The sequence below is a fragment of the Leclercia sp. AS011 genome (assembly GCF_037152535.1).
GTDB lineage: Bacteria > Pseudomonadota > Gammaproteobacteria > Enterobacterales > Enterobacteriaceae > Enterobacter.
Map to the genome: position 1 here is coordinate 770,067 of NZ_JBBCMA010000001.1, position 17,238 is coordinate 787,304.

Consider the following 17,238-nt stretch of genomic DNA (forward strand, 5'->3'; position numbering starts at 1 on the left):
TGTCTATGCGAAGACAGCTTCACACTGCCGCGCTATACCATGCGGATCTCTTTTGAACGCAGGGTGATGCGTACGGGCACCGATTTATACGACGGCGTGCCGCTCTCCTTATCAAGATAATTCAGCGGCACCAGCACGTTAGCCTCCGGGTAGTAGGCGGCCACCGTGCCCGGCGCAATGCAGTAGGCCACCAGGGTGATGTCGTCGAGGCGCTGCTGGCTGTCGGGCAGGGCGGTGGTGATGTCCACCCGATCGCCATGCTCCAGCCCCAATTGCTGCATGTCCTCTTCGTTCATAAACAGCACGTCGCGACGGCCAAATACACCGCGATAGCGGTCATCGAGGGCGTAGATGGTGGTGTTGTACTGGTCGTGGCTGCGCAGGGTGACCAGGCGCAGGACGTTTTCACCTTCCCCCGGGCTGTTCTCCGCGACGCCGTCAAACAGAGAGAACATCGCCTTACCGCTGGCGGTCGGCCAGACCCGCTCGGTCGGCGGCAGCGGCATGCGGAACCCGCCGGGCACCCGGATGCGGGCGTTGAAGTTCTCAAAGCCGGGTAGGGTCTGTTCGATGCGTTCCCGGATGCGGTCGTAATCGTCAACCAGCGCCAGCCAGTCGGTGTTGCTGTTGGTCAGGGTGGCGTGGGCAATCCCGGCGACAATCGCTGGCTCTGAGCGCAGCCACGGCGAGGCCGGTTTCAGCTTCCCGCTTGAGGCGTGCACCATCGACATGGAATCTTCGACGGTGATCGACTGCTGGCCGCCGCGCTGCATGTCCAGCTCGGTGCGGCCGAGGCAGGGCAGCAGCCAGGTCTCTTTGCCCACCAGCAGGTGAGTGCGGTTGAGCTTGGTGGCGATATGCACGCTGAGATCCAGCGTCTTCAGGGCCGGGAAGGCTTTATCGTGATCGGGCATCGCCACGGCAAAATTGCCCCCGAGACAGAGCAGCGCTTTGGCCTCGCCGTCGATCATCGCCTGAGCGGCCTGCACCGCGTCGTGACCAGGTGCAGCGGGCGGGGTAAAGCCAAACACCGAGCCCAGCCGGTCGAGGAAGGCGGCGGTCGGTTTTTCGGTGATCCCCACCGTGCGGTTGCCCTGCACGTTGGAGTGGCCGCGCAGCGGGCAGATGCCCGCCCCGGGCTTGCCGATATTGCCGCGCAGCAGCAGCAGGTCAGCAATCAGGCGTACGTTGGCGGTGCCCTTGTTGTGCTGGGTGATCCCCATCCCGTAGGTGATGATGGTGGCGCTCGATTTGGCGTAGATCTGCGCCACCTTCTCCAGATCGGCGCGGGTGAGTCCGGACTCGCGTTCAATGTCTTCCCAGGAGGTGGCGGCGATATCGGCGGCAAACGCCGCGAACCCCTGGGTCTGGCTGGCGATAAAGTCGTGATCCAGCGCGTCCAGCACCAGCAGATGCTTCGCGATCCCTTTTAACGCGGCGGCATCGCCCCCGGCTTTCACCTGGTAATAAGTAGAGGCGATGTCGGTGGCGCTGTATGTCGCCATCTCTCGGACGTTTTGCGGGTCGGCAAAGCGCTCCAGGGCGGTTTCACGCAGCGGATTAAAGACGATAATCGGTACGCCGCGGCGGGCAAGTTCGTGCAGGGTGCCCATCATCCGCGGGTGGTTGGTGCCCGGGTTGTGGCCGATAGAGATCACCAGTTCGGTGTGGTCAAAATCCTCCAGCGAGACGGTGCCTTTACCAATGCCGATGGAGCGGGGCAGACCGACGCTGGTGGCCTGATGGCACATGTTGGAGCAGTCAGGGAAGTTATTGGTGCCCAGTTCACGGGCAAACAGCTGATACAGGAATGCGGCTTCGTTCGAGGCGCGCCCGGATGTGTAGAACTCCACCTGATTCGGTGCCAGGCCGCGCAGTACCTCCCCGATTTGGGCAAAAGCCTCATCCCACTCCACCGGGCGGAAGGTGTCGCTCTGCGGATCGTACTTCATGGGATGGGTCAGACGGCCATAGCCCTCCAGCTCAAAATCGCTCTTCGCCCACAGGGTACTGACGCTGTGCTCCGCGAAAAATGCCGGGGTGACGCGCTTCGTGGTCGCCTCCCAGGTCACCGCTTTGGCACCGTTCTCGCAAAACTGGAAGGTGGATTTGTGCTCTTTGTCCGGCCAGGCGCAGCCGGGACAGTCAAAGCCGTCCGGCTGATTGGTACGCAGCAGGGTGGCAGGGGCGTCAAATGCGTCCATCTGCGTGCGCACGGCAATCGCCGTGGCTTTTAAGGCTCCCCAGCCGCCTGCCGGCCCGGCGTAATGGTGGATCCCCGGAACCGCTCTTCTGTTGTTACTCATCTGAACTCCTGTGTGGTATCTCGTCATGGCGGTGGATCTCCGCCAGCAGCAGCGACGCCTGCTCAGAGTGTGGCACAAGCTCGCCCGGCGTCTCCCCCTGCCACCAGATCCCGCTGGCGGGTGAATAGTTTTTTCCGGCTAACCGCCAGTGGCCATTAAGCACATACGCGATGCCTTCCGCGCCGGGCCGCAGAGTACTGCTGGCAATACTCACCTGCGCGCTGGCCCGGCTGCGCTGGGTCATCACGTTAAAGTCCATGCCCGGCCCGGTGCTCCCCTCGCTGGCAAGCGGCCACTCCCCCGGAAAAGCCCAGGGCACGCCGGGCTCAAGGCGGTGGAGCAGATCCTCGCCGCGCAGCCACAGCCCGGACCCGGCGAGCAACATAATCACCCGGTCAACGCCGGGGAAGAGGGAGAAGGGGCCATCCTGGCCGAGCGTGGCGATGCTGGCTCGCCACAGAAAGGGGGCATCCGCCGAGGGGATGCGGAGGATCTCCCGGGTTTCGCCCGCCCCGTTTTTCCACGGAGTGACCGGCAGGGAAGCAAGCGTAAAGGGGGTAATCATATCCGTTTGACCCTGATTGTGGGGGGTTAAGGATTCATCTGTGCTACAGATGCTTTTCAAAATAATTACAAATTATTCACAGTTCAGTTCACAAATCCATCATCAGATCCGTGTCGGCAGATGTCAATGGTTGTATATACATGAGCTGTCAGGTGGCATTTCCTGACGCAGGCAGGGTGTCTGACGGCCATTAATCATCCATTCAGAGAGGAAACTATGTCGTCTTTTTCGTCTTCAGAAGCGCAGTCAAAGAAAAACGGGACGCGGTTGTCGGAAACCCGCTCCATCGATTACATCCCGGATAATGAACGCCACGGCCACCCTTTCAGTCAGTTTACACTGTGGTTTGGCGGCAACCTGCAGATCACCGCCATTGTGACCGGGGCGCTGGCAGTGGTGCTGGGCGGCGATGTGGTGTGGTCGATTATTGGCCTGCTGGTGGGGCAGATACTCGGGGCGACGGTGATGTCGTTCCATGCCCTGCAGGGGCCGCGTCTGGGTCTGCCGCAGATGATCATCAGCCGCGCCCAGTTTGGCGTGCTCGGCGCGGTGATCCCGCTGGTGCTGGTGTGCGTGATGTACGTCGGTTTCTCCGCCAGCGGCACGGTGCTGGCCGGACAGGCGATGGCGAAACTGCTGTCGGTGTCCAACGTGGCGGGGATGATCCTGTTCAGCGCGATCATTATCGTGATTGCGGTGCTGGGCTATCGCGTGATCCACAAGCTCGGCAAGGTGGCGAGCGTGGTGGGGGTGCTGGCGTTTATCTATCTGTTTATCGCCCTGCTGATGTCCAGCGACCTCGGCGCAATTGCGCAGAATAACCACTTCTCAATGCCGATGTTCCTGCTGGCGGTGTCGCTCTCTTCCTCCTGGCAGATCGCCTTTTGCCCCTACGTGTCGGACTACTCACGCTATCTGCCGTGCGACGTCTCCGGGGTGAAAACCTTCTTCTCGGTCTTCAGCGGCACGGTGCTGGGCACCCAGGCCTCGATGACCCTCGGGGTGATCACCGCCGCGATTGCCGGCAGCGCCTTCAAAGGGCATGAGGTGAGCTATATCGTCGGGCTGGGTAAAAGCGAAGCCATGGCGATGGTGATCTATTTTGCGATCTGCTTCGGCAAAATCACTTTCACCACCCTCAACGCCTACGGCAGCTTTATGTCGCTGACCACCATCGTGTCGGGTTTCCGCAACCAGACCACCCTGAGCCAGAGAAGCCGGGTGATCTTTGTGGTGCTGATGGTGACTATCTCCTGCGTGATTGCGCTGCTCAGCGAACCGGCATTCCTGAAACACTTCACCCATTTCCTGCTGTTCCTGCTGGCGTTCTTCGTGCCCTGGAGCGCCATCAGCCTGACCGACTACTTTATTATCTCCCGTAAAGCGGTGGATATTCCGGCGCTGTTCGACCCGCGGGCACGCTACGGTTACTGGAATATGTTTGGTATCACCGTCTATGCCATCGGGGTGCTGATCCAGCTGCCGTTTATTGAGAACCCGCTCTATCACGGTTCCCTGACGTGGATTTTTGCCGACAACGACGTGTCGTGGATCATCGGCTGGTTCTGCACGGCGGCGCTGTACTATGCGTTCCGGCGTTTTGACCGTCGGGTGCTGCCGGCACAGACGATCTATCCGGCGACGGGCAGGTAAGGGGAGTGCCCGCGACCCCACAGGTTATACGGGGTCGCGGTTGTTTTACCGATCGTTAAACGCAAAACCTTCGTCGGCCCATCCGGTCATGCCACCAATCATGATTTTCACCGGGCGACCCAGCTGCGCCAGCTTCAGCGCTGCCCGATCGGCGCCGTTGCAGTGCGGCCCGGCGCAGTAGACCACAAACAGGGTATCGGCTGGCCACTCTGCCATCCGCTGGGCGGTGATCTCCCGATGGGGCAGATGCAGGGCTCCGGGGATATGGCGGCGGGCGAAGGTTTCCGGGCTGCCCACCACGTGCAGCAGCACAAAATCCCTGTCCCCCTCCTGGAAGGCGCTCCAGACATCGGCGCAGTCGGTCTCCACGCTCAGGCGTTGTAAAAAATGGTTCGCTGCAATCTCTGCTGTCGCCGCCGGGTAATCAGTCACATAGCTCATAATTTCCTCCTCGATTGAGGTTTTACTCTACGGCGGCAACGCGGTTTTGACAGCTGGCAGAAATGCCATATACCATCGAGATCATGACAAAAATCCTCTGAGAGCGGTGATGAATAATCCTCTGGTGGTGGCGCTGGCCTATGACGGCTTATGTACGTTTGAATTCGGCATTGCGGTAGAAATCTTTGGCCTGGCCCGCCCTGAAATGGGGGATAACTGGTATCGCTTCGCGGTGGCGGGTGTCGAGCCGGGAGAGTTGCGCGCCACGGGGGGCATCCGGCTGATGGTCGACGGCGGGCTGGAACTGCTGGATCAGGCCGGAACCATAATCGTTCCCGGCTGGCGGGGCGCGGATGTCCCGGTGCCCGCCGCGCTGTGCCAGCAGCTTGTTGCGGCCCATCAGCGTGGGGCGCGGATCCTGTCCATCTGCTCTGGGGTCTTTGTGCTTGCCGCCGCAGGGTTACTCGACAACCGTCAGGCCACTACCCACTGGCGCTACACTGACCTGCTGCGACAGCGTTATCCCGCCATTCAGGTGACACCTGACGTGCTGTATATCGATAACGGGGATGTGCTGACCTCCGCCGGGAGCGCGGCGGGTATCGACCTGTGTCTGCATCTGGTGCGTCGGGATTATGGCAGCGTGGCGGCAAACCAGGTGGCGCGTCGGCTGGTGGTGTCGCCGCATCGCGATGGCGGCCAGGCCCAGTTTATTCAGCAGGCGGTACCCGTTGCCTATGAAGGCCACCGGCTTGGCGCGCTCTTTGATTATCTGCTTGAAAACCTTGCAACTCCGCACAGCGTCGAGTCGCTGGCGAAATTTGTTGGCATGAGTCCACGTACCTTTTTGCGCCGTTTTGCGGCGACCACCGGTAAAACCCCTGCCCAGTGGCTGTTGAACGCCCGCCTGAGCCGCAGCCAGGATCTGCTGGAGAACAGCCAGCTGTCGATAGAGCGGATTGCTGAGCAGGTGGGGTTTGGCAGCGTGGCGACCATGCGCCATCACTTCAGAAATCAGCTGGCGACGACGCCTGCAGCGTACCGGAGAGGGTTTGCTGAACCCGCGCGGTGAACCATTGAGACAGGGCAGCCGCAGGCGCGGCTGTTTTATCCCTTTCCATTCACCGTCACCGAATCACGTAAAATAAACTCCGCAGGCATAACGCAGCTGTCGGGAGTGCTATCCGGGGTTGCCGCGAGCACTCTCGCCACCGCTTCCTGACCCTGGGCATCTAAATCAAGCCGCACCGTGGTGAGCGCAGGAATAAAAAACGCGCTTTCATAACTGTCATCGTAGCCAATGACGGAAACCTGCCGGGGGACCGCGATGCCCGCCTTATTCAACGCGCTTAGCGCGCCCAGCGCCATCTGGTCGTTCCCCACCAGCAGGGCGCTAAATGCCGTTTTATCGTCGAGGAGCTCGCGTGCACCGTCGTAACCGCTTTGGGCATCCCAGGTACCGAAAATAACGGCCGCAGGCGTTATGCCGAAAGTTGCCAGGCTGCTCAACCAGTTTTCCAGACGCAATGTAGCCGAAACAGAATTCTGCGGGCCAGGCATCAGCGCAATGTTGCTGTGTCCCAGTTCGCATAGGCGTTTAACGCTCTCCTGAGTGCCGTTGGCGGGATCAAAGATGACATGAAACACCCCGCTGTCCGGTGCCACATCGAGAAACAGGCAGGTAACATCGCAATTATGCTCAGCCAGCTCCCGGGCGGGCGGGGTCTCCAGCGGAACGTTAATCAGAATTTTTTCGATAAACTGCGATTTGAAGTCGTTAATGGATTGCTGAATGGCCGTGGGGTCAGCGTCATCAATCATCGAAATCAGAACCTGGTAGCCCGCCTCACGGGCGTGCTTTTTCACGGATGCGGCGATTTGCGATGGCGCATGCAGCGCAAGGGAGGTGGTCACTAACCCCAGCGTCTGGGTGCGTTTCCCCACCAGCTGTTGCGCCAGGCGATTTGGAACGTAGCGCAGATCTTCAATCGCCTGTTCAACCCGGATACGCGTTTTCTCAGCCACGTTCACCGATTTATTAAGAACCCGGGAGACGGTCTGATAAGAAACCCCCGCCTGGCGAGCGACATCTTCCAGCGTCGCATTTCTGTTTTTGTTCACCCTCAATCCTTTCTCATAACCACCCTGTGAGCGAACAGTATATCAAAATGTCATACGTTCACATGGCGTAATTTGGCGACATTGATCACCTTTTCCCGCTTTAAAAATTGCGTTCTGTGATGTTGATTGCAGTTTTCAGCAAGGAGAGTTGTTCGCGTCTTTTGTCAGGTATTGTATGTAACGCATTGATGTGAACGTCATACATTTTAAGGGCGACAACCCTGCGTCCTGCATAACTGTATTGAGATGAACTAAAACAACGCCACTCGCTGAGCCTTCAGCGAAGCACCGATCCTGTTCCTTGTTGAGGAAGAAAATATGGTTACCGGTAAAAGGAACTACATCCTTTTAAGCATTTTCGATTTTCTCTACCTGTTTGCCTGGTCGTCAACGATGGCCTTTTTTGTTATCTGGACGACCCAGCATTTAGGCATCAGCGCCACCCAGACGGGGTGGTTATATGCGATAAATGCCTTTATTGCGCTGACCATGCAGCCGTTCTTTGGTTATATCTCTGATAAATTTGGCACCAAAAAATCGCTCATCTTTTTAATTATTGCGCTGCTGCTGCCGGTCGGACCCTTCTTTATTTATGTCTATGCTCCCTTGCTGGTGAGCTCATTCTGGCTGGGGGCAATTCTGGGCGGCATCTATCTGGGGGTGATTTTTAACTCCGGGTGCGGCGTTATCGACTCCTATATCGATAAAATATCCCGCCGTTATTCCTTCGAATATGGACGGGTGAGAATGTGGGGCTCCCTGGGTTGGGCCGCCGCGGCCTATATTGTCGGGCGAAATATTAACGACAATCCTGATCTCTCGTTCTGGCTGGCCAGTATTGCCATCGTCTTAGCGGCTGGCTGCTTTATGCTGACCAAAATTACGGTCACGCTGGAAGAAGAAAAAATGACCTCGTCATTAAAAGCGGGTCATGTTCTTGAATTGATGAAAGACAAGCAGTTCTGGATGCTGATTATTTTTACGCTGTTCGTTACGCAAATTTATGACACCTACGACCAACAGTTTGCGCAGTATTTCTCTCTACAGTTCCCCACCGTTGACGAGGGCAATAAATGGTATGGCACCCTGGCATCAATTCAGGTGTGTGGCGAAACCTTATTCCTTGGGCTGATGCCATGGTTTGTGAACCGCGTCGGCGCGAAGTGGGCGCTGGTAATTGCCGGGACCATTATGTCGGTGCGTATTCTGGGATCTGCAATTCCACTGGGTCCGGTCTGGATCGCCGCAGTCAAAATGATGCACGCCATTGAGAAACCCTTAATCCTGATCTCCGTCTTCAAATTTATCGCGCAGAATTTTGACCATAAGCTGTCGTCCACCATCTATTTACTGGTGCTGTTTGCGGCTTCTATTGCGACAACGGTCTACTCCCCGGTGGTCGGGCATTTATATGACACTATTGGCTTTGCCAATACCTATATCATTCTTGGCGTTGTCTCAGGACTCTTTACGCTGTTCTCCGTATTTTCTCTGCGGAATAAAAAAGACAAGGTTATTGCGCTTTCTCCAGAGAGAGAGTCTTTAGCATAAGGGAGGTGGTGATGGGCAGGTTATTTACGCAACTCAATTTTCTGCACGGTGCGGACTATAATCCGGATCAGTGGCTCGGTCAGCCCGATATTCTTGAGAAAGATATCGCGATGATGAAGGAAGCCAAATGCAACGTGATGTCAGTAGGGATATTTAGCTGGTCTAAACTTGAGCCTGCTGAAGGGGAATACCAGTTTGGCTGGCTGGATAGCGTTCTGGATACGCTTTATGCCAACGGAATATATATCTTTCTGGCAACACCCAGTGGGGCAAGACCTGCCTGGGTATCGGAAAAATACCCTGAGGTGTTACGGACCAATAGCGATTTAACGAAAAACCTGCACGGGGAACGCCATAATCACTGTGTTTCATCCCCCGAATATTTACGCCTGACCGGTAAAATTAACACCCAGCTGGCGAAACGTTATGCGCATCATCCTGCGGTACTGGCCTGGCATATCTCCAATGAGTATGGCGGCGACTGCCACTGTGAGATCTGCCAGCAGGCCTTCCGTGACTGGCTGAAAAAGAAGTATCAGACGTTAGAGAACCTGAATCAGCGCTGGTGGAGTGCATTCTGGAGCCACGAATATTCCAGCTGGAGCCAGATCCATTCCCCAGGGCCGCTGGGGGAGCAGTCCGTTCACGGGCTGAACATTGACTGGCGGCGCTTTATGAGTGAGCAGGTGGCGCTATTTTGTCGCCATGAGATTGAGGCGGTCAAACCCTTCAATCCTGCGTTACCCGCCACCACAAACTTCCATGGGGCGTTCAGCGATTACGATTACTGGCGTCTTGCGCAGGAGGTGGATTTCATCTCATGGGACAGTTATCCGGAGTGGCACAAGCCGCAAAAGCAGCAGGAAACCGCAGGCTACACGGCCTTTACCTTTGACCTGATGCGAAGCCTTAAACCCGGGCTGCCGTTCCTGCTGATGGAGTCCACGCCCGGCACTACCAACTGGCAGGCCGTCAGCAAGTTGAAAAGGCCCGGGATGCACCTGCTCTCGGCGATGCAGGCGGTGGCTCACGGTTCCGACTCGGTGCAATATTTCCAGTGGCGAAAAAGCCGCGGTTCGGTCGAAAAATTACACGGCGCGGTTGTGGATCATGTCGGCCATCTCAATACCCGCGTCGGGCAGGATGTGAAGCAGGTAGGGGCGGCGCTGGAAAAACTGGCACCTGCAGCAGGGGCGGATTACCGGGCTGAAGTGGCGATGGTCTATGACTGGGATAACCGCTGGGCGGTAAACGACGCCGCCGGGCCGCGTAACTGTGGCATTAAGTTTGAAGAGACGGTGCAGCAGCACTATCAGGCGCTCTGGCAGCAGAGTATCCCGGTGGATATCGTTTCCCAACAGTCCGATCTCAGCCCATACCGGGTGATCGTCGCCCCGATGCTCTATATGGTGAATGAGGCTTTCGCCGAACGTGTGAGCCAGTTTGTGGCGGCGGGCGGGGTATTTATCGCCACCTACTGGACCGGTATCGTCAACCCGGATGACCTGTGCTTCACCACCGGGTTCCCCGGTCCTTTACGGGATGTATTAGGTATCTGGTCGGAAGAGATCGACGGTCTGTACGAAGGCGAAACGAATCAGATCGCTATCACGTCATCCACCTGGAGCCGCACGGGACGGGCGTATGAATGTCGGGAACTGTGCGATCTCATTCACGCGGAAACGGCAGACGTGCTGGGCGTATATCAACAGGATTTTTATGCGGGCAGGCCAGCCGCCACCCGTAACCTGTATGGCAAAGGGCAGGCGTACTATCTCGCGGCCAGAACCGGAAGCGACTTCCTGCAAGATTTTTATCAGATGATTGCGCATGAGTACGGTATTACTGCCTCCACCACTATGCAGCTGCCGGAAGGGGTGGTCGCCACAGCAAGATACCGCGAAGGGCAGGCGTATATTTTTGTACAGAACTATAGCGACCAGGCCGTCACGCTTGATTTGAGCGAAGAGAGTCGGGAGCTGACACCCTTACTTAAGGGCGACGTGCTCAGGGATCATCGCTATCCACTGCCTGGGTTTGGCGTTGAGGTGTTTATGGCGGGAAACAAATAAGCGGCTTCCCTGTAACAAAAAAATCCACGCTTAGGCGTGGATTTTTAGTGGGGCGCAGGTGCGTCAAATTATACGCCTTTGCGGTCCATCAGCAGGGCCAGATCAACCAGCCGATTCGAGAATCCCCATTCGTTGTCATACCACGCGAGGATCTTCACCATCTTGCCGCCTATCACCAGGGTGGATAGCCCATCGATAATGGAGGAGCGCGGATCGCCCTGGTAATCGCTGGAGACCAACGGCTCATCGCTGTAGCCCAGGATCCCTTTCAGTGGCCCGCTCGCCGCCGCGCTGCGAAAGGCATTGTTAACCTCGTCGACAGTCACGTCCCGGCTCAGGGTAACGGTCAGATCGACGATGGAAACGACCGGTACCGGCACGCGCAGCGAATAGCCCGTCAGTCGGCCATCAAGCTCCGGAATCACTTTACCCAGCGCCTTCGCCGCCCCGCTGGAGTAGGGCACAATCGACAGCGCCGCCGCACGGGCACCGCGAAGATCTTTTTCCGGCTGGTCGTGCAGCGCCTGGCTGTTGGTGTAGGCGTGGGTGGTATTCATCAGCCCGTGCTCAATGCCAAACTGCTGGTGCAGCACCTGCGCTGCGGGTGCCAGGCCGTTAGTGGTGCAGCTCCCGTTACTGACCACGTAATGTTGCGCCGGATCGTACAGGGTGTCGTTGACTCCCATGACTACCGTCAGATCGTCGTTTTTACCCGGTGCGGAGATGATGACGCGCTTTGCACCGCCGCTGTGAATATGGACCGCCGCCTTCTCGCGCTCGGTGAAAAAGCCCGTGGCCTCGATAACTACCTCTACGCCTGCCTCAGCCCAGCGGATGTTTGCCGGGTCGCGTTCGCTGAAGACGGTGATACGTTGACCATCCACCTGCAGCGCCCCTTCACCGGCTTCGACGGCTACCGGCAGGGTGCCGAGCAGGGAGTCGTATTTCAACAAGTGGGCGAGGGTTTTGCTGTCCGTCAGATCGTTAATCGCTGCAATATGAATATCCGGATTGCCCAGCGCAGCGCGTAAGAAATTACGTCCGATCCTGCCGAAACCGTTAATACCGACCTTAACCATGATTCACTCCTTCTCTGTGATCTCTGGAGTTACTGTAGGCGGCAGGTGTAATGGCGTAAATGACAAAAAAGGATCACATTACGCCATTTTGCGGCTATGAAAACGCTGGCGGTACTCGCCCGGTGTCAGGTGGAGCTGTTTTTCGAATACCCGCCGCAGGTTGATGCTGGTGCCAAACCCGCTCTGCTCTGCGATGCGCTCCAGCGGCTCTTTGGTTTGCTCCAGCAGGTGTCGCGCCGCAGCCAGACGCGCCTCGGTGACGTAGCGGGCCGGGGATGCGCCGGTGTCGCGGGTGAATACCCGGGTAAAATTACGCGGACTCATCGCGGCCTTTTCCGCCAGCTTTTCCACGCACAGATCCGCCGTGAGGTTTTGCAGGATCCAGCCCTGCAGCTCTGCAATCGGGCCAGAGGCACCGGGCTGCGGCAGATGATAGCGGCTGAACTGCAGCTGTCCGCCGGGGCGGCGCAGATACATCACCATGTCCTGCGCGACGTCCCGGGCGAGGCTAAAGCCGTAGTCCTCCTCAACCAGCGCCAGCGTCAGATCGAATCCGGTGCTGACGCCACCGGAGGTCCAGATCGGGCCGTCCTGGATATACAGCGGGCCGCTTTCCACTTTTACCTGCGGCCAGCTGTTTTGCAGGGTTTCCAGCAGACGCCAGTGGGTGGTTGCCCGTCGGCCATCCAGCACGCCGGCCTGCGCCAGAAGCAGTGCGCCTCCGCAGACCGAAGCAATACGCCGCGCGTGTGGCGCAGCGAGATGCAGCCAGTCGACCACCGCCGTGCTCTCCTGCGCGTTGAGCCCGCGTCCGGTAATGATGATGGTGTCGAGCGGCTCGCGCGGATCAAGCTCCGGCAGGCGATAGTCGGCCAGCAGGTTCAGGCCGGACTGACCGTGGATCACCTGATGGGGCTGGGTTGTGGCGATAATTATCCGATAGCAGGGGCCTTCCGGACGCAGCAGGTTGGCCTGGGTCAGAATGTCGGCGATACCGGCGGCCTCAAACAACATGCCGCCGTCGGGTACGATAATCAGGATCTTCTTCATGTCCTGAAAAGTACCTTTATTACAGAATAAGTCAATCTCTGTTGTGCAGGCCTGGGCTTGTCGTGCCTGTTTTGTGGCAAAGCAATGCGATTTAAGTTCGTTGTCATTTCAGGCGGGATGCCGGAGGGTTACAACATCTTATCTATGACGGTGGCGTCTGAAGGAATGGCCCTCTATTTACACTCACAACAGCGCGAGCAGATCCGTCGCCTTTCCACCAGCCTGCTGTGGCGCAGCGAAATGCCGACCTGGCTGCTGATGGTGGCGATTTATGGCGGCTGGTTTACCACGCTGGCGTACTGGCAGACGCTCGGTCTGCTGCCGGCGACCCTGCTGCTGATCCTTTTTAGCACCTGGTACATGTCGCTCCAGCATGAGCTAATCCACGGCCATCCCACGCGTTTTCCCTGGCTTAACCAGCTGTTTGGCACCTTGCCGCTGGCGGTCTGGTACCCCTATGGCCTCTATCGGGATTCCCATCTGGCGCACCATCGTCAAGACAGTCTGACCGTACCGGTGGATGATCCCGAATCCTATTACTTTACCCCGGCGAGCTGGGCGCGCATTTCACCCTGGCACAGGCGGGCGATCCAGGCCCGCAATACCTTTGGTGGTCGGCTGCTGCTGGGGCCGCTGATGGATATTGGCCAGACGCTCGGCAGCGCGCTGTCGGCATTTCGCCAGCTGCAGTATGCGGCGATGACGATGTGGCTGGTGCACGGGGTACTGCTTGCTGCGCTTTTCTGGTGGATGGCGCATCAGGGATTCTCGCCGCTCTGGTTTGTGCTGGCGGTAAGCTACCCGGCGCTGGCCCTGACCAAAGTGCGTTCTTTTCTCGAGCACCGGGCGGCGGACGATCCCCTCGCGCGTTCGGTCATTAACGAGGCCGGGGCGTTCTGGCAGCTGCTGTTTTTAAATCTCAACTACCATTCAGTACATCACGATCTGCCCGGCGTGCCCTGGTACGGACTGAAAGCCATCTATCGGCAACATCGTGAGGCGTATCAGCAGCGAAACCAGGATTTTGTGGTCCAGGGCTACGGCCAGTGGTTGCGCCATTTCTGGCGGACACCGGTGGATGTCACGGTCCATCCCGGCATTGAAGGAGGTGAAGGCCATGAGTGAGACGCTGGCGTTTCCCATGTATGACATTAACCACGCGGACACAGAGGCCCTCTACCGGGCGGTGCAACAGCTGCTGATAGCCCACGGCGTGGCGGTAACCGAACAGGCACCCTCGTTTCCCGGGGACGAGCTGCTGGCGCACTGGCGAAATCCCGGCCTGGTGCTGAGTCAGACCTGCGGCTTTCCGCTGGTGACTGCGTTGCCGGAGGTGCAGGTTGTGGGCTGTTTTCACTACACTGCGCCAGGCTGCGAGGGAGAGTTTTATCGCAGCCTGCTGGTGGCACGGGCACAGGATAGCGCTAAAACGCTGGCCGATTTTCGCGGCCAGCGGGTGGTGTGCAACGCTCCTGATTCGCAGTCAGGGTACAACGTACTGCTGAAGATGGTGGCTCCGCTGGCAGAGCAGGGCCGTTTTTTCTCCGGCGTAACCTTTAGCGGCAGCCATCGCCAGTCGCTGATCGCGCTCCGGCGCGGTGAGGGCGATATCGCCGCCATCGACTGCGTGACCTGGGCCCTGTTGCAGCGCCATGAACCTGAGCTGCAGGCCGGGCTGGCGGTTATTGGCCGCAGCCCGCTGGCACCGGGTCTGCCTTTGATAACCGCTGCCAGTACCTCATCGGATACCCTACGGGCCATACGCGCCGCGCTTACGGACCTGGTGAGCGCGCCGCACTATCGGGAGATCTGTTCGGCCCTGTTTATTGGTGGCTTTAGCGAAGCGACACGCCAGTTATGGGAGGTATTGCTGGACTGGCGTCGGCAGGCCGCAGAGGCGGGTTTGCATCAGCTTTGAGCGCGATATAAAAAAATCCACGCCGGGGCGTGGATTTTTTGTCTGTCTGGCAGCGATTAGACGTTAAACAGGAAGTTCATCACATCGCCATCTTTAACGATGTAGTCTTTCCCTTCAGCACGCATCTTGCCCGCTTCTTTCGCGCCTTGCTCACCCTTGTAGGTGATGAAGTCTTCAAAGGCGATCGTCTGCGCACGGATAAAGCCTTTCTCGAAGTCGGTGTGGATCTTGCCTGCGGCCTGTGGAGCAGTCGCGCCAACAGGGATGGTCCATGCACGCACTTCTTTCACGCCCGCGGTGAAGTAGGTCTGCAGGTTCAGCAGTTCGTAACCGGCGCGGATCACGCGGTTCAGACCTGGCTCTTCCAGACCCAGCTCGGCCATGAACTCTTCACGGTCGGCATCGTCCAGCTCGGCGATATCAGATTCCACCGCGGCACAAACCGCTACCACCACAGAACCTTCGGCAGCTGCGATCTCACGCACTTTGTCGAGGTACGGGTTGTTTTCAAAACCGTCTTCGTTGACGTTAGCGATATACATGGTTGGCTTCAGGGTCAGGAAGCTCAGGTATTTGATCGCCGCTTTGTCTTCTTCGGTCAGGTTTTTCAGGGCGCGCAGCATGCCGGCGTTTTCCAGCTGTGGCAGACATTTTTCCAGCGCAGCCTGTTCCGCTTTCGCGTCTTTGTCGCCGCCTTTGGCTTTCTTCTGCACGCGGTGCAGAGCGCGCTCGCAGGTGTCGAGGTCAGACAGCGCCAGCTCGGTGTTGATCACTTCGATATCGTCAGCCGGATCCACTTTGTTGTTCACGTGGATGATGTTGTCGTTTTCAAAGCAACGAACAACGTGGCCGATGGCTTCGGTTTCACGGATGTTGGTCAGGAACTGGTTGCCCAGGCCTTCACCTTTGGACGCGCCTTTTACCAGACCGGCGATGTCCACGAACTCCATGGTGGTGGGCAGAATACGCTGCGGCTTAACGATCTCCGCCAGCTGGTCCAGACGCGGATCGGGCATTGGCACGACACCGGTGTTTGGCTCGATGGTGCAGAACGGGAAGTTAGCCGCTTCGATGCCCGCTTTAGTCAGCGCGTTAAACAGGGTGGATTTGCCAACGTTAGGCAGACCAACGATACCGCATTTGAATCCCATTTCTGAATCACCTTAATGTCTTGATATTCAACACGTTAACATTAACGAGTCGAAGAAAAGTAAATAACTTCGCCTATTATACACGTAACCCGCAGCCTGCGGGGCAAAAAAGGCGTGACGCGCCGGTTATTGCGCTTTGAAAGCGTGCAGACGGTTGGTGGCTTTGGTTAAGCCATCCTGCAGCCAGATTTCAGTGCAACGCACCGCTTCGTCTACCGCTTCGTCGATCAGTTTCTGTTCCGAAACCGGCGGCTTACCCAGCACAAAGCCGACAACTTTGTTTTTATCGCCCGGATGACCAATACCGACGCGCAAACGGTGAAAATTGGGGTTATTGCCCAGCTTGCTGATGATGTCTTTTAAACCGTTATGCCCGCCGTGACCGCCGCCGAGTTTGAATTTTGCCACGCCCGGCGGCAGATCCAGTTCGTCGTGGGCGACCAGGATCTCGTCCGGGTTGATCCGGTAGAAGGTCGCCAGGGCAGCAACGGCTTTGCCGCTTAAGTTCATAAACGTGGTCGGCACCAGCAGACGCACATCGGCTCCGGCCAGGTTCACGCGGGAGGTATAGCCGAAGAACTTCGGTTCCTCGCGCAGGGGCGCGCGCAACCGCTCGGCCAGCAGATCAACATACCAGGCACCCGCATTGTGGCGGGTCGCCGCATATTCCGCGCCAGGGTTGGCCAGGCCGACAATCAGTTTAATCGTCACGTTTTTGTTCCTGAAAGTGCTAAGTCTGGCGCGTAGTGTACTGTCTGCCGCGTCGCTTGACAAAATTCTGCGCGCCGTCGCGTTGAATCTGAATAATACCGTGCCTGAACCATTAGAATTTCATGCTACTCAAAGGCTTATTTGTAAAGTTTTGTTGCCCCGATGTGCGTAAATGTGATCCCTCACGCAATCACTAAAAGGGGTGGTGTCTATACTTTACACACAAGGATTAGGGAGATTATTTCCCTGCAACCCAAAGCTCCGGAGGTGACACATGAAACGCAGAAACGCTTCGTTACTCGGTAACGTGCTAATGGGGTTGGGATTGGTGGTCATGGTTGTTGGCGTCGGTTACTCCATTTTAAACCAGCTGCCGCAGCTTGACCTGCCGCAATACTTCGCACATGGTGCGATCCTGAGCATCTTCCTGGGGGCCGTATTGTGGCTGGCGGGTGCCCGCGTCAGCGGTCATGAGCAGGTTTGCGACAGATACTGGTGGGTACGCCACTACGATAAGCGCTGTCGTCGCGATCAGCATAAACACAGTTAATGCGCTGACCCAAAGAACACCGAAACGGCTCCCTCTGGAGTCGTTTTTTTTTGCATCGCGTATTGACCCT

General features: G+C 57.7%; 15 protein-coding genes. 7 read left to right on the top strand and 8 right to left on the bottom strand.

Going from position 1 to position 17,238, the window contains the following annotated elements:
* Positions 1 to 32: 32 nt before the first annotated feature.
* Both WFO70_RS03585 and WFO70_RS03590 read right to left on the bottom strand, forming a co-directional pair.
* Positions 33 to 2,306 (bottom strand): FdhF/YdeP family oxidoreductase, encoded by a 2,274-nt coding sequence (locus WFO70_RS03585; protein ID WP_337014695.1) that lies wholly within the window; start codon positions 2,304 to 2,306, stop codon positions 33 to 35.
* Entirely contained in the window at positions 2,299 to 2,871 is a 573-nt protein-coding gene (locus WFO70_RS03590) for a HutD/Ves family protein (protein ID WP_337014696.1), read from the bottom strand. Before WFO70_RS03590 ends, WFO70_RS03585 begins: the two co-directional genes overlap by 8 nt.
* Before the next feature lie 267 nt (positions 2,872 to 3,138).
* Between WFO70_RS03590 and WFO70_RS03595 the strand changes: the two genes are divergently transcribed.
* Positions 3,139 to 4,524 (top strand): purine-cytosine permease family protein, encoded by a 1,386-nt coding sequence (locus WFO70_RS03595; protein WP_337016587.1) that lies wholly within the window; start codon positions 3,139 to 3,141, stop codon positions 4,522 to 4,524.
* A 45-nt stretch (positions 4,525 to 4,569) separates the two neighbouring features.
* Here WFO70_RS03595 and WFO70_RS03600 read toward each other — a convergent pair whose 3' ends face one another.
* A complete protein-coding gene (locus tag WFO70_RS03600; protein WP_337014697.1) occupies positions 4,570 to 4,965 on the bottom strand; it encodes a rhodanese-like domain-containing protein in 396 nt (131 codons plus the stop codon).
* Positions 4,966 to 5,074: 109 nt separating this feature from the next.
* Between WFO70_RS03600 and ftrA the strand changes: the two genes are divergently transcribed.
* Positions 5,075 to 6,037, top strand: coding sequence for a transcriptional regulator FtrA (gene ftrA, locus WFO70_RS03605; RefSeq protein ID WP_337014698.1), 963 nt, complete (start codon positions 5,075 to 5,077; stop codon positions 6,035 to 6,037).
* Between the two features lie 35 nt (positions 6,038 to 6,072).
* Here the strand turns inward: ftrA and WFO70_RS03610 are convergent, their stop codons facing one another.
* The gene (locus WFO70_RS03610) at positions 6,073 to 7,086 is read right to left on the bottom strand and encodes a LacI family DNA-binding transcriptional regulator (protein WP_337014699.1); all 1,014 of its coding nucleotides are present in this window, start codon (positions 7,084 to 7,086) and stop codon (positions 6,073 to 6,075) included.
* A gap of 318 nt (positions 7,087 to 7,404) precedes the next feature.
* On the opposite strand from WFO70_RS03610, the gene WFO70_RS03615 reads away from it, so the two are divergent.
* Positions 7,405 to 8,637 (top strand): oligosaccharide MFS transporter, encoded by a 1,233-nt coding sequence (locus WFO70_RS03615; protein WP_337014700.1) that lies wholly within the window; start codon positions 7,405 to 7,407, stop codon positions 8,635 to 8,637.
* Positions 8,638 to 8,648: 11 nt separating this feature from the next.
* Positions 8,649 to 10,709: a beta-galactosidase gene (locus WFO70_RS03620; RefSeq protein WP_337014701.1), complete on the top strand. Its 2,061-nt coding sequence runs from the start codon at positions 8,649 to 8,651 to the stop codon at positions 10,707 to 10,709.
* Between the two features lie 68 nt (positions 10,710 to 10,777).
* Here WFO70_RS03620 and gap read toward each other — a convergent pair whose 3' ends face one another.
* Together gap and WFO70_RS03630 are read right to left on the bottom strand one after the other, a co-directional pair.
* Positions 10,778 to 11,788: a type I glyceraldehyde-3-phosphate dehydrogenase gene (gene gap, locus WFO70_RS03625; protein ID WP_337014702.1), complete on the bottom strand. Its 1,011-nt coding sequence runs from the start codon at positions 11,786 to 11,788 to the stop codon at positions 10,778 to 10,780.
* 78 nt (positions 11,789 to 11,866) lie between these two features.
* A complete protein-coding gene (locus WFO70_RS03630) occupies positions 11,867 to 12,838 on the bottom strand; it encodes a GlxA family transcriptional regulator (RefSeq protein WP_337014703.1) in 972 nt (323 codons plus the stop codon).
* Between the two features lie 165 nt (positions 12,839 to 13,003).
* Here WFO70_RS03630 and WFO70_RS03635 point away from each other — a divergent pair, with 165 nt between their 5' ends.
* Together WFO70_RS03635 and WFO70_RS03640 are read left to right on the top strand one after the other, a co-directional pair.
* Positions 13,004 to 13,963, top strand: coding sequence for a fatty acid desaturase (locus tag WFO70_RS03635; protein ID WP_337016589.1), 960 nt, complete (start codon positions 13,004 to 13,006; stop codon positions 13,961 to 13,963).
* Positions 13,956 to 14,756 (top strand): phosphate/phosphite/phosphonate ABC transporter substrate-binding protein, encoded by an 801-nt coding sequence (locus tag WFO70_RS03640; protein WP_337014704.1) that lies wholly within the window; start codon positions 13,956 to 13,958, stop codon positions 14,754 to 14,756. Before WFO70_RS03635 ends, WFO70_RS03640 begins: the two co-directional genes overlap by 8 nt.
* 56 nt (positions 14,757 to 14,812) lie before the next feature.
* On the opposite strand, the gene ychF is transcribed toward WFO70_RS03640, so the two are convergent.
* Positions 14,813 to 15,907, bottom strand: coding sequence for a redox-regulated ATPase YchF (gene ychF, locus WFO70_RS03645; RefSeq protein ID WP_032611353.1), 1,095 nt, complete (start codon positions 15,905 to 15,907; stop codon positions 14,813 to 14,815).
* Between the two features lie 126 nt (positions 15,908 to 16,033).
* On the bottom strand, positions 16,034 to 16,618 hold the full coding sequence (pth, locus tag WFO70_RS03650) for an aminoacyl-tRNA hydrolase (protein ID WP_333849247.1): 585 nt from the start codon (positions 16,616 to 16,618) through the stop codon (positions 16,034 to 16,036).
* 274 nt (positions 16,619 to 16,892) lie between these two features.
* Here pth and ychH point away from each other — a divergent pair, with 274 nt between their 5' ends.
* On the top strand, positions 16,893 to 17,168 hold the full coding sequence (ychH, locus tag WFO70_RS03655; RefSeq protein WP_337014705.1) for a stress-induced protein YchH: 276 nt from the start codon (positions 16,893 to 16,895) through the stop codon (positions 17,166 to 17,168).
* Positions 17,169 to 17,238 lie beyond the last annotated feature (70 nt).